General features: G+C 43.0%; 13 protein-coding genes. 2 read left to right on the forward strand and 11 right to left on the reverse strand.

Features of this window, described 5'->3' with window-relative positions; genetic code table 11:
• Both FGM00_RS02625 and FGM00_RS02630 read right to left on the reverse strand, forming a co-directional pair.
• A complete protein-coding gene (locus tag FGM00_RS02625) occupies positions 1-501 on the reverse strand; it encodes an RNA polymerase sigma factor (protein WP_138851418.1) in 501 nt (166 codons plus the stop codon).
• A complete protein-coding gene (locus tag FGM00_RS02630; RefSeq protein ID WP_138851419.1) occupies positions 498-1244 on the reverse strand; it encodes a DUF6090 family protein in 747 nt (248 codons plus the stop codon). Before FGM00_RS02630 ends, FGM00_RS02625 begins: the two co-directional genes overlap by 4 nt.
• Before the next feature lie 306 nt (positions 1245-1550).
• Between FGM00_RS02630 and FGM00_RS02635 the strand changes: the two genes are divergently transcribed.
• The gene (locus FGM00_RS02635) at positions 1551-2153 is read left to right on the forward strand and encodes a YrbL family protein (RefSeq protein WP_138851420.1); all 603 of its coding nucleotides are present in this window, start codon (positions 1551-1553) and stop codon (positions 2151-2153) included.
• A gap of 91 nt (positions 2154-2244) precedes the next feature.
• Here FGM00_RS02635 and FGM00_RS02640 read toward each other — a convergent pair whose 3' ends face one another.
• The 6 genes from FGM00_RS02640 to cphA all read right to left on the reverse strand — a co-directional run bounded on the left by FGM00_RS02640 (position 2245) and on the right by cphA (position 9347).
• Positions 2245-2604, reverse strand: coding sequence for a hypothetical protein (locus FGM00_RS02640; protein ID WP_138851421.1), 360 nt, complete (start codon positions 2602-2604; stop codon positions 2245-2247).
• A gap of 10 nt (positions 2605-2614) precedes the next feature.
• A complete protein-coding gene (locus FGM00_RS02645) occupies positions 2615-3004 on the reverse strand; it encodes a hypothetical protein (RefSeq protein ID WP_138851422.1) in 390 nt (129 codons plus the stop codon).
• A gap of 166 nt (positions 3005-3170) precedes the next feature.
• On the reverse strand, positions 3171-3815 hold the full coding sequence (locus tag FGM00_RS02650; protein WP_138851423.1) for a response regulator: 645 nt from the start codon (positions 3813-3815) through the stop codon (positions 3171-3173).
• Positions 3816-4098: 283 nt separating this feature from the next.
• Entirely contained in the window at positions 4099-6093 is a 1995-nt protein-coding gene (locus tag FGM00_RS02655) for a tetratricopeptide repeat-containing sensor histidine kinase (protein WP_236262882.1), read from the reverse strand.
• A gap of 4 nt (positions 6094-6097) precedes the next feature.
• The gene (locus FGM00_RS02660; protein WP_138851424.1) at positions 6098-6601 is read right to left on the reverse strand and encodes a hypothetical protein; all 504 of its coding nucleotides are present in this window, start codon (positions 6599-6601) and stop codon (positions 6098-6100) included.
• A gap of 115 nt (positions 6602-6716) precedes the next feature.
• Positions 6717-9347, reverse strand: a complete 2631-nt coding sequence (gene cphA / locus FGM00_RS02665) for a cyanophycin synthetase (RefSeq protein ID WP_138851425.1) — start codon at positions 9345-9347, stop codon at positions 6717-6719.
• A gap of 89 nt (positions 9348-9436) precedes the next feature.
• Between cphA and FGM00_RS02670 the strand changes: the two genes are divergently transcribed.
• Complete coding sequence (locus tag FGM00_RS02670; RefSeq protein WP_138851426.1) at positions 9437-10294, forward strand: cyanophycinase; 858 nt, start codon at positions 9437-9439, stop codon at positions 10292-10294.
• On the opposite strand, the gene FGM00_RS02675 is transcribed toward FGM00_RS02670, so the two are convergent.
• The 3 genes from FGM00_RS02675 to rpe are packed head-to-tail and all read right to left on the reverse strand — an operon-like array spanning position 10291 to position 12862.
• A complete protein-coding gene (locus tag FGM00_RS02675; RefSeq protein ID WP_138851427.1) occupies positions 10291-11223 on the reverse strand; it encodes an isoaspartyl peptidase/L-asparaginase family protein in 933 nt (310 codons plus the stop codon). The two genes, FGM00_RS02670 and FGM00_RS02675, sit on opposite strands and share 4 nt — an antisense overlap.
• Complete coding sequence (locus FGM00_RS02680) at positions 11220-12203, reverse strand: YpdA family putative bacillithiol disulfide reductase (RefSeq protein ID WP_138851428.1); 984 nt, start codon at positions 12201-12203, stop codon at positions 11220-11222. The genes FGM00_RS02675 and FGM00_RS02680 overlap by 4 nt, the downstream gene beginning before the upstream one ends.
• On the reverse strand, positions 12200-12862 hold the full coding sequence (gene rpe, locus FGM00_RS02685) for a ribulose-phosphate 3-epimerase (protein ID WP_138851429.1): 663 nt from the start codon (positions 12860-12862) through the stop codon (positions 12200-12202). The genes FGM00_RS02680 and rpe overlap by 4 nt, the downstream gene beginning before the upstream one ends.
• Positions 12863-12900: the final 38 nt, after the last annotated feature.

Raw genomic sequence — 12900 nt, forward strand, 5'->3', positions numbered from 1 at the left:
TTATTTATTTTTTACGGTTTTTGAAAGTTTTGTCTTTATCCTGTTCATTTTTACACGAACATAATTTTGGGTAATTCCCACGATTTCTGAAATTTCTTCGTTTGATTTCCCATCAAGATGCAACATAACGATTGCTTTTTCAACCTTATTTAAGCTAGCAATTGCCTTATGCATCAACTTTAATTTTTCATCTTGAACTTCAATTTTACTTTCTTCTGAAGCATCCTTAAATTGATTGGTCTGAAAAAAAAGATGTTTTTTCTTTTTGGTTTTTCGCAAATCCTGAATGGCGACATTAAGAGCCACACGATACATCCAAGTAGAAAATTTTGAATCCCCTCGAAATGATGGGTACGATTTCCATAATTGAATCAGTATTTCTTGGAACAGGTCTTTGCGGTGTTCCTCATTATCACAGTACATGCGGCTCACTTTATGGATAATGCCCTGTGATTCTTGGATCCGTTCGGAAAATTCTATTTCAAGATTTTTGTTGCTCAATACGTTGTTCTGGTTTGGTCGTTCAATAGTTTTTCCAGAGCGGTAGTCTCTTCACTCAAATTTCCATAAAGCTCTTCCTGAAAATCGTATAGTTTCAAACTCTCGGCAAGCGTGTTATTGAGTACTAAAAATTGCATAGAACCCAAATTATTTCGCCAATTTCTAACTGACGGATGTTGTTTGTCAGAATAGCCGTTCAGGTATAGCAAATCCGTGCTCTTTTTCAATTCTAAATCGTAGAGCGCAATATTCTCGATAGTTTGGGTTTCGTATGAAAAATATCTTTCCTGAAGGTTCTTCAGTTTAAGGATGGCTTCCTTTTCATTTTTGGGGAACAATGAAAGATTACCTGTGGTAATAAGGTCTTCAATGGTGTAAGTGCCCGTATAGAAAGCGCTTTTGGACGTGTTGACGCTATCCAGCCTTCCAAGCAGTATAGTTATTTCCGGATTTTTGGTACTGTAGTAATCTAGATAATGCCTAATCGATTTCCGCTTCCGCAAAAGGAATTCCTTTGATTTGTTGAGATTAATGATGTCTTGTTGCAGCTCTTGGACAAGACTTGTCCTGTAAGTCTCTAATTGAGCAAAGCGCTTTTCCTGCTCGTTCCTATTATTGATTGTTACTGCGATCAAAATACCAATAACCACCAAAAAGATTTCGCCGATGGCGTACAATATGTACTTTCCGACCCTATTTTTGACTACGTGATGGTTTCTTATTCTTCGAAAGAATTGAATCATTTTTGGGTTCGTTATATAGTCTCTGATTGGTAAGTTATAGAAATACATCAAGAATTACATTTTCACAAAACTAATTTTGGATTTTTAGGCATGACTTTTTAACCTACATAATATAAAAACAGGTAAGCCTGCATTCTTATCGTATTTGGCTTAAAAATTTTAGTTAGTAGGATAATCTTTCCCATGATATTCCTTTAATTTTATTGTTGGAAAATTAGGATTTATCACTTTGCAAAGTCAATGTAATTACGTTATCTGTTTTTTGGGACTAACATAGCTGATACCGATTTCAATATAAAGTAGGAAATGGTTACGCTTCATAAGACAAATTATATCGGAGAGGGCACTTATCAAATGTGTTACGTTCACCCCGATTTCAATAACCTTTGTTTAAAACTCAGAAAAGGTATTCGTACAAATAAATCTCGTGTTGATCAGGAAATCAAATACTACGAGAAGATTCAAAAGCGAAATATTGGTTTTCCCTTTCTTTCAAAATATCACGGTGAACTTGAAACAAATTTGGGAATTGCTTCTGTTTTCGATATGGTAAGAGATGAAACTACCAATGATATATCGGCCTCTATGTATGATTATCTACTAAGGGACGATTCCCCATTTTCAGATGAGCTGTTTATTACTAAGCTGAAAGAACTTAAAGGCGTACTTGTCAAGAATAAAATCTTGATACGGGATTTAACAGCAAAGAATATTTGCTGTAAAGTTTTGGCTAACAAGTCGGTGGAATTAATAATTATTGATGGGGTCGGCCATAGGGATTTTATTCCTATGGTAGAATGGTTTGAAATCCTTACAAGAAGAAAGATGAATAAAATTTTCGATAGAAAAAAATTATATTCAATGACCGAGCATAGGGAGTGGTTGGCCCACAGAAATTTATTGTATTGATAGCTGTTGATGAAGGCTTCAAAAACAGTGTAGCCTTTAGGAACGACCTATTTGAGATAAGTTTCGGAAGTATTAAAAAACACAAGTACACTTACTTTGTTCGATAAGAACTGTAGTTAATATCATTCTTAACGAAAGCTCCTGACTTCTGGAGCAACTCATCAATTCTGAGAATATCTTTTTGGTTGTTGTTTCCCACGATAAATACCAAGCCATAAATATCCAAACTCACTAGGATCGGCCCGTTCTGGGAGCTTAGATTTACTTGAATTTCATCGTTCATCCATAAGTTGAGCATTTCTTTTGACTTAAAACCGGCGAGACCCAGCATGTGCAATATTTCGAAAAGGAAGTATTCCGGGTCTTCCAAGCCATTAAATTCGATCAACAAACGGTCGGTGCCGTATCCTGGCCTTAGTCTATAGGTGTATTTGGGACGATTTTGTATCATAGGTTTCTTTTTATTCCAAATAGGCGAGTGTGTTCGGGTCTTCAAAATAGTTTTCAACTACTTCCCTGATATGGGCTTCCTTTAATGCCGAATTAGCGGTACTGTATTCCTGATGAATCAATTTCTTGGCAGGGTAGGATACACAGCTTACCTCTTTTCCTTCTTCATCAACGACTTTTAAGGTTGCGGTGGCCTCTAAAATGGTTTTTCCGGACAGGCTGAGGGTCTGTTCCTCAAAAGCATCGTTTCCGGTTGGTAGGAAGGCACTTTTTTCGATAAGGATATCGGACTTGATCTGAGCAGTTTGTTTCGTGAGTTCAGTCTGCTTTTTGTCGTTGCTGCAGGAGATAAATATTACAGCGATGGCTAAGGAAAAGGTTTTAAAGGTCATAGGTTTCATGATGCAGTGTTTTAAGTTGTTATTTACACTACAAAGATGAAACTAAGCCGGCTTCGCCAGATGACTTGAAAAGGTGAAAACGCATCCCCTGTATTCAGGGATGGAAAGCATTTTTTAGTACGATTTCGTGAGTTTTAGGAGCCTATGAAGTTATGATTACTAGGTGTCACGAATCTAAAAGCCCCATTTTAATAGCGTGTTTGGTAAGTCCCGCAAGGTTTTTGACCTGAAGTTTCGAAATCAGATTTTTGCGGTAGCTTTCGATGGTATGTTTGCTTAGAAATAAGGTATCGGCAATTTCTTGGGTGGTATTTTCTTCCGCGATAAGTTTCAAAACTTCAATCTCACGATCGGTCAAAGAGACTTCTTCCTGTTTTTTGTTCTCGAACATGGCATCGGTATAGGCCCGTTTTATTTCGGCCGAAAAGTATTTTTCCCCGCCAAGAATGGTACGAATGGCGTTCAGCAATTCTTCCTTTTCGGCGTTTTTGGGCACATAACCATCAACATTGTTCCGAATGAGTTTGTCGATCATCGCACCGTCAATATGCATGCTTACGACGAGTGTTCTCAGCGAGGGGTAGTTCTCTTTCACGATTTTGTTGAGTTCAATGCCATCCATCTCGGGCATGGTGAGGTCAGTGACCAAGAGATGTAGGTCATTCACACCGTTAATATCGAGATACTTTGCGACCTGGGCGCCATTCTTTGCAGTAAGTGTTACGGCAAGGTCCGGTGCATCCTTAAGAATACTCATGAGACCATCTACGAACATTTTGTGGTCGTCTGCAATAATTAGATTGTATGTCATGATATGTTTTTGCTTCGAAATTTATAAGAATAGGATAGGTGTACGATGATATTCAAACTACCGCCTAGCACTACACAAAAAAACAATATTCCAAAAATAGGCATTCCACATCCATTCTGACCATACCCAAGTATCGAAAAAATGAGTTGCGGAAAAACAAACAGTTGGGCCGCTAAAAGAAACGATAGAACCATCCATTTGGGAAAACGAACACGTTTTTTATCCATCCAAAAATAGAGCAATACTTGAATTAGCGCCACACCTATAAGTATTCCGGATTCGATCATGCTTGAAACGGTTTGATCGGGATCTCTATGGCAACAACGGTTCCCCTTTCTAGTTGCGAATCGATACTCAGCTGTCCGTTTAATTGGGCAACCCGATGTTGAATGTTGTCAGATCCGATGCCTTTGGACGTTTTTTCAACATCAAAGCCCTTCCCGTTATCCTCGAACAAAAGCGAGAGCTCCTCCCCAATAACGTTCAAATGTATTTCAACATTGGTGGCATCGGCATGCTTTAAGGTATTCGTCATCAACTCTTGTATCACCTTAAAGAGCTCCATTTGAATATTCTCGTCAATTTGGTTTACCAACTTCTCGGGATAAGGGTGAAAGCCTATGGTCAACTCGCCTGTTCCGGAAATAGATTTGACGTACTCGGCCACCAGTTTCGTAAAGGCGTTTTGTTTGAATTTTTTCGGAATCAGGGTATGTGAGATATCCCGCACCAATTGATAGGTCTCATCCAACTGACTCCCTATATTCGATAAGGCAGTTGAATTATCGTCCATACTGGCCAGTTGTAATTTTATTCCGGCCAGATTGCCTCCAATACTATCGTGTAATTCCTGGGCAATACGTTTGCGTTCTTCATCTTGGCCCTCTATAGATGCTTTGATCAAGTTCAGTTCCTGCTCCTGTTTCAGCGCGGCGACTTTTTGTGCATTGATTTCTTCTTGTTTTTTGGACAGCTCGCTCTGTGCTTGAATTTTTTGATAGTAGGTATACAACAACGCCATGATGGGTATTAAAATGATGAAAAACCCGATGAGAAAAGCATTTTTGATGGTTTTCTGCCGGCTTAGTTCCGCCTCCCGAACAATTTTCGCCTCCTCGAGACTCGTAATCTCCTGTTCTTTTTCCACGGTTTCGTATTGCACCTCCAGTTCCTTGATGATGGTCTGTTGCTGTTTCGAATTTATTTCGCCGATAACATTTAGGAGCTGCGTAATTACGGCATAACCGTTTTCATAATCGTTCATTTTGGCATAGCATCTTGCTTGTACGCTCAAGGCATCCCTTTGAAATTCCAAATTTTCACGATCTATGGCGTTTATGTAGGCGAAGGATAGGGCGATATTCGCCTGTTCATAGTATCCTTCCTTAAAGTATAGTTTTCCTAAAAGCAATGTTCCCTCGAAATAGATTGCGGTAAATCCTTCTTTTAAGGCAAGATTCCTTATCGTTTCGTAATCGGCCATCGCCTTATCAATGTCGTTCAGCCCTTCTGCCAATTGCCCTTGTTTCAACCGTATGGCGAGTTCGGTTTCCAAATCCTGTTGCGACTGTGCCATCTCCTTGGCCTCCTCGTAATAGGTCTCCGCTTGTCCGTAGTTCTTTTTTTGTAGATGGGCATCTCCCAAAATAATGAGCGCCTCGTTGGTAATGGGCTTGAATTCAAGGGCGAATTCGGCAAGGGCCTCCTCGCTAATGGCTATGGCCTTGTCCGAATTTATCTTCTTTAAATTTGCCCTGGCAAGTCCTATTTTATTTCGGTATTCATACTCCTTTGCACCCACGGTATTTGCCGCTTGAATACCTTTAATATGCCACTCGATGGCCTTGTCGAAAATTCCGTTAAAGGAACTTCCGACTCCCATAAAATAATGTGCTTTCGCGTAGTTGCGGTTTTTATCGTCCTCGGGCTTGTCCCAATTCCCGATTTCCTTTTCATAAAGGGTGGCATAATGCAGGATGGAATCGGTGTTTCCGGTTTTGCTGTGGTGTTCTGCCAACTGTTCGAAGATTGAAAAACGCTGCGTCCCAAAGGTCGCCGTTTTCAAGGCCTCGTAATAGGGTTCGAGCGACTCCTGTTTTTCGATTCGAATGGTCGAAAAAGTAATGACCTGCTCCTCCGGTATAATAGGGTCGTCTTCAATTTCCTGTGCTATTGTACACGGTACAGCAAAGCAGATAAACAACATCCAAAGAAGATGTTTCAAAAGAATGCTACGGTAAAGGGTATGGGTTATGCTATACAAGACTTTTGGTTTCACAAATTTAGCCGGGAAGATAGATGCGTTTTAGTCCATTTCCTTCTAACTCAACAATTTTTTGGTCGATATATTTTATCAGTTCAGGGCAATCCCTTTCAAAATCATCGCAAATTACGGTTTTTGATTTTTCATTGGCTTGAAGGGTTATTTGCAGGGGACTGGTACAAGAGCTGCTGCTCTTGTAGGTAGGGTCTAGTTGCCAAAAACCATCCTGGACTATTTTCTTAATTAGATTGTTTGTTACTGCGCTATCCAAAACTCTTTGGGTCGGGCGATTGTATAGTGCATTCGGATGATCGGATTTTTCTTGGGGAATATAGCGTAAGGTATCGTCTTTCAGGATAAAACTATCGTAGTGGAACGCGCTTCTTTCCACTTTAAGCGTGTAGGTTTTCCGTTTCTCTTGAAACTCTTCGACGGAGGCCTTTGGTTTGGTATTGCACCGCAATAACATCAAGCCGAGAAATAACATTCCTAGAAAACATAATGAGGTGTAAGGAAATTTCATAAATAGGCATAGCTTGATATACTACAAAGATGCCAAAATGCCCCATGGTTCTAAACACCTTTTCGTACCAAATAAAAACCCCTGTTTTCAGGGGTTTTAATATCGCGTAGAAATCTTACGTGACGGTCTCTTTTTTATTTTCAGCTTCCTTCAGTTTTTTTACGAGCTCTAGTGCATCGGGCACGACATCGCTGCACAGTACGATCAATGAGCCCTCTTGCGCATTGTCTACGGCATAATGAATGGCTTCTTCTTCGGAAGGGATAATCGTGATTTTTTTATCCGGATGTTCCTTCAGAATCCCGTCTTTAAGCATCTTAATTAGCTCTTCCTCGGTTTTGCCCCGTAAATGCTTATCCTGACGGATGATGATCTCATCGAACATTTCGGCAGCGATTTGCCCTAGTTCGTTGTTGTCTTCTTCGCGCCGATCACCGATTCCTGCTACGATACCCACCTTTACCGAAGCTTCCATTTCACGGGTGAAATCTTGCAATGCCCGCATTCCGGCGGGGTTGTGCGCATAGTCCAACAGGATTTGAAATTTTTCGAATTTGAACAAATTCAGCCTGCCTGGTGTTTGTGACGCCGAGGGTAAAAAGGTTTCCAGGGCCGCCTTCATATCCTCGATACTGATTCCCTTTACGTTGGCGGTGATGATGGCCGGTAATATATTCTGAATCATGAATTTGGCCTTTCCCCCGTAGGTCAATGGAATATTTTCGGCCTTCATAATGCGCATTTTCCATGCGCCGCGACAAAGGGTTACGTATCCGTTTTCATAGACTGCCGTTATTCCTCCTTTGCGTTGTAGGGCTTGGATACGTGGGTTGTTCTCATCCATTGAAAATAAGGCGACATTGCAATTCACCCCTTTTCGCATTTCGTATACCAAATCGTCATCGGCATTCAGGATAGCGTAACCATCGGGAAAAACCGTTTCGGGGACCACAGCTTTTACCTTGGCCAATTGTTCTATGGTGTGAATGCCTTTCAGACCAAGGTGGTCTGCCGATACATTGGTCACGATGCCGATATCGCAATTGGCGAAGCTTAGCCCCGCTCGGAGCATACCACCACGGGCGCATTCCAAAACCGCAAAGTTGACCGTGGGGTCTTTCAAGACGAATTCGGCGCTTTGAGGTCCTGTGCAATCACCTTTCATCAGTAATCTATTCTGTATGTAAACACCGTCACTGGTGGTATAGCCTACGCGGTATCCACTCATTTTGGCAATATGGGAAATCAATCTGCTCGTCGTAGTTTTTCCATTGGTTCCAGTAATCGCTACAATGGGAATCTGACCGGTATCGCCCTGTTTTGGGAACAATTTATCTACCACCGGGGCCGCTACATTCCTAGGCAGACCGGTCGTAGGGGCGAGATGCATTCGAAAGCCTGGCCCAGCATTGACTTCCAATACCGCCCCACCGGTTTCGGATAAGGGCTTACTGATATCGGAGGTCATAATGTCGATGCCACAGATATCCAGATCTATGATTTTTGAAATACGTTCGCACATCGATACATTTGCCGGGTGAACGATATCGGTTACATCCTCAGCTGTTCCGCCCGTACTTAGATTGGCCGTGTCTTTAAGAATCAAGCGTTCACCTTCTTTAAGTACCGATTGCAAGGTGTAGCCTGCATCGGCAATAATGGTTTTGGTCAAATCATTAATGGTAATCGCCGTCAATTCCTTTTCATGTCCGTATCCCCGACGCGGGTCTTTGTTTACCTCGAAAACCAGTTCTTCGATGGTTAATTTACCATCACCTACTACGTGGGCGGGGGTTCGTTTTGCAGCTGCTACCAACATATTGTTGATGACCAAAATTCGGTAGTCCTCCCCGGTTATATATTTTTCTACAATGACCCTTCTGGATACCTCCCTTGCCGCGTGAAAAGCTTCCAAGGCATGTTCGTAGTCCTGTATATCGACCGTAATTCCCCTGCCATGGTTCCCATCAATAGGTTTGATGACCAATGGGTACCCGACATATTTGCAAGCGGACTCCAAACTACTCTCCCTACTTATGATATCGCCACGCGGGACTTCTACCTCTGCTTGCTCCAATAAGTGCTTCGTATCTTCCTTATCACAGGCCAGTTCTACCCCGATGCTACTGGTTTCACTGGTTACCGTTGCCTGTATTCGTTTTTGATTGGCACCATAACCCAGCTGACATAGGGAATATTTGTTCAAACGTATCCATGGGATTCCCCGGCTCGCCGCTTCCTCGACGATAGAGCCGGTGCTGGGCCCAAGGCGTTCGGCCTCCCGAAGCTCGCGCATCTTCTGAAGATCATCGTCTATATCATAGTCTTCCGCGGCAATCAGGGCCTCACAAATATCGACCGCCGCTTTGGCGGCATAGCGTCCGACATTTTCTTCCATATAGGAAAAAACCACGTTGTAGACCCCTTTTTCACCATAGCCCCTCGTTCTTCCGAAACCGGTATCCATACCTGCTAGCGTCTGAATTTCGAGTGCGATGTGCTCCACCACATGCCCCATCCACGTGCCTTCATCCACACGCATGAAAAAACCGCCTTCACAGCCCTCGGAACAACGATGGGAATACATACTGGGAAACATCGCCTTTAATCGGTCGGCAAAACCACTTACCTTATTGGTGGGGTATTCTTCCATGGCCTCCAAGTCCAGCACCATCACGATAAGCTTGTGACGTCTAACCGACCAATAATTTGGCCCGCGCATGGCGTTTATTTCTCTTATTCTCATTTTCAGTTGGATTTAAGTTTCGGTAATTCTTAAATATAGTACAATTTTTCGGGACGATAGCTGTATTTTTGTGCCCCAAATAGATTTAAATGAGTGTAAAAGGAACCTTGATACCCATTGGTGGAAATGAGGACAAAGGTACGGATGTGCACGAGCAGTATACCCTAGAATTTATTGCCGATGGAATCTTGGCCCGTGTGGTTCAGGAAAGTGGCGGGGTAACTGCTAAAATCGTTGTCATCCCGACCGCTTCCAGTATTCCGGATGAGGTGTCTAAGAATTATCTACAAGCCTTTGGGAAATTGGGTTGTACGAATGTTCTAATATTGGATATTCGTAAACGGGAACAGTCGGAGGATAAGGAAAATATCGAGATAGTACGGCAGGCCGACTGCATCATGTTTTCAGGAGGTAACCAGTCGGAGATCTTACGTAAAATCGGCGGCACCAGTATTCATACGATTTTGAAGGAGAGGTATCAAAACGATAGTATAGTTATTGCTGGTACCAGTGCAGGCGCTATGTGCATGTCGGAAGAGATGATTACGGGAGGTAGCAGTAAGGAGGCTTTCATTAAGGGAGCCGTCGGAATGTCTGCTGGAATGGCCTTTATTCCCAACCTGATCATCGACTCGCACTTTATACGCCGTGGGCGCTTTGGCCGTCTGGCTGAAGCAGTTGCCATATTTCCAGATCTTTTGGGAGTTGGACTCGCCGAGGATACTGGCCTGGTCATTAAAAATTGCAATACCTTCGAAGTCATCGGTTCGGGTATGGTCATACTTTTTGACCCAAGTAGGTTGAAACACAACAATCAAAAGGTATTGGAAAAAGGGGAGCCTATTACCCTACAAAACCTGAAAACCCATATTTTGGCCAATGGGGACCGGTTCAACATCAAAAAGCGAAAACTAAAGGTCTTACCGTTGGATGCGCCTTTTGTTTAAGAGGTATAAATAGCCACGTCGGTTTCCTGATTTGAAGTCTTATAGGCACGATACATGCCTTCGGTATTGAAGGGCATCGTAAGATTTGCTTTTCCGTCAACAGCGATGAGGCCGCCGTCACCACCAATTTCCACAATACGTTTTTGTATAACCTCGGTCGCTGCTGCCTCAAGAGATAAACCTTTAAATTCCATTAAACAGGAAACATCATAGGCGACCACACCTTTGATAAAGAATTCCCCGCTCCCGGTACATGAAACCGCACAGGTTTTATTGTTCGCGTAATTTCCCGCACCGATCATCGGGCTGTCGCCAACACGGCCATACCGTTTGTTCGTCATCCCGCCGGTGGAGGTTGCTGCGGCAACATTTCCATTTTGGTCGCAGGCAACGGCGCCCACCGTACCGAATTTGGAATCTTTTTTTAGGGAGTGATCTAATTGAAAGTTATCGGTATCCTTGATGTCGAGCCACTGCTGGTACCGTAACTCGTCATAAAAATAGGTCGGTTCCTCTAGGTTAAAGTTTAATTTTTTCGCAAAACGCATGGCACCCTCCCCGGCCAGGAAAACATGTTCACTTTCTTCCATAATCGCTTTGGCAAGCCGAATCGGATTTCTGATACCCGTTATGAGAGAGACCGCTCCAGCATTTCTATTTAAGCCATCCATGATAGCCGCGTCCATTTCATGGGTGCCGTCTGCAGTGAAAACACTTCCCTTCCCTGCGTTGAACAAAGGTGAATCTTCTAGGCAGGCGACCGTTTCGGTAACTGCTGATATGGAGGAGCCTCCTTTTTCTAAGATGGCATAGCCGACGTCCAAAGCGGATTGCAGTGCCTTTTTATAGGCGCCCTCTTTTTCGGGGGTCATCATGCCCTTGACCAAAGTGCCGGCCCCACCGTGCAATGCTAAAGCGTATTTGCTCATGTATCGGATTGTATGGATTGTCGTTGCAGGATAGCCTGGACGATGATTTTCGCATGAATTCTCGAATTTTCGATAAACCACTTATGGGTTTCCATGCCACCACAAATGACCCCCGCGAGATAAAGTCCGTTTACATTACTTTCCATCGTATCTGGATTGTACTGTGGGAGTCTTTTGTCATCGTTGGATAACTTAATTCCCATGGCCTCTAAAAAATCGAAATTAGGTCTATATCCGGTAAGTGCGAGCACAAAATCGTTCTCAATGGTAATTTCGCCTTTAGGGCCATTCAAAACGAGTTCCTCATTCCTAATTTTTTTGACCGTGGTATCGTAATAGGCGGTAATGCTACCTTCATCTATACGATTGATGATGTCGGGCCGAACCCAATATTTTACCCGATGTCCTACTTCTGGACCTCTGATGATAAGGGAAACCTCCGAGCCTTTTCGCCAACATTCCAAAGCGGCATCAACAGCCGAATTGCTGGCGCCGACAACAGCTAGTTTTTGACTGGCATAGAAATGAGGGTTGTCGTAATAATGGGATACCTTGGGCAATTCCTCACCTGGGACATTAAGTTTGTTGGGGAGGTCGTAAAAACCGGTTGCCACCACCGTATTTAAAGCGTTGTAAGTATTTTTGTCAGTTTCGATGATAAAAATTTCGGCTTGTTTTTCGACCCGCGCTACTTTTTCAAAGAGGTGAATGGCAAGTTTGTTACTGGTAACGATTCGTCGATAATATTCAAGAGCCTCGTCACGTTTGGGTTTGGCCTCCTTGCTGATAAAAGGAATTTCATCGATTTCCAATTTCTCGGAGGAAGAGAAAAACTGCATGTTCGAGGGATAATGAAAAAGGGAGTTGACGATAGGGCCCTTCTCGATGATGAGATAGTCCAATCCCTTTTTTTGGGCTTCCAAGCCACAAGCGATTCCTATCGGGCCGCCGCCAATAATTATCAGGTCGTACATCTTCATTCTCCTGCTATTTCCTTAAGTTCCTTAATGGTTTCTTGGGGATGGGCACTTTTAAAAACAAAACTTCCCGCTACGAGCACATCGGCACCTGCATCGGCAAGTGCCTTGGCATTTTTAGAGGACACGCCGCCGTCGATTTCGATTAAGGTACTTGCTCCCTTTCTATCAATCAATTCTTTCAATGCCTTTACCTTTTCATAGGTGTTTTCAATAAAGGATTGTCCCCCAAAACCTGGGTTGACGCTCATCAGACAAACCACATCGATATCTTTGATGGTGTCTTCCAGCAGATGAATCGAGGTATGTGGATTCAAGGCCACCCCGGCTTTCATTCCTTCTGCTTTTATGGCTTGCAACGTTCTGTGCAAATGAGTGCAGGCTTCATAGTGTACCGTGAGTACCGTAGCGCCTAGGTCGGCAAAAGTCTTAATATACCTGTCCGGATCAACGATCATCAAATGCACGTCCAAGGGCTTGGTTGCATGTGTTGCAATAGCCTTTATCACGGGCATTCCGTAGGAGATGTTCGGAACAAAGACGCCGTCCATCACGTCAATATGATGCCAGTCAGCCACGCTATCATTCACCATTTCAACATCACGTTGCAAATTGCCGAAATCGGCGGCTAGGAGGGAAGGGGCTATTTTTATCGAACTCATTGGAAATCTACGCTTGAAATTTCTACAAAAGTAGTGAA

It is taken from the genome of Aggregatimonas sangjinii (assembly GCF_005943945.1).
GTDB classification, from domain to species: domain Bacteria; phylum Bacteroidota; class Bacteroidia; order Flavobacteriales; family Flavobacteriaceae; genus Pelagihabitans; species Pelagihabitans sangjinii.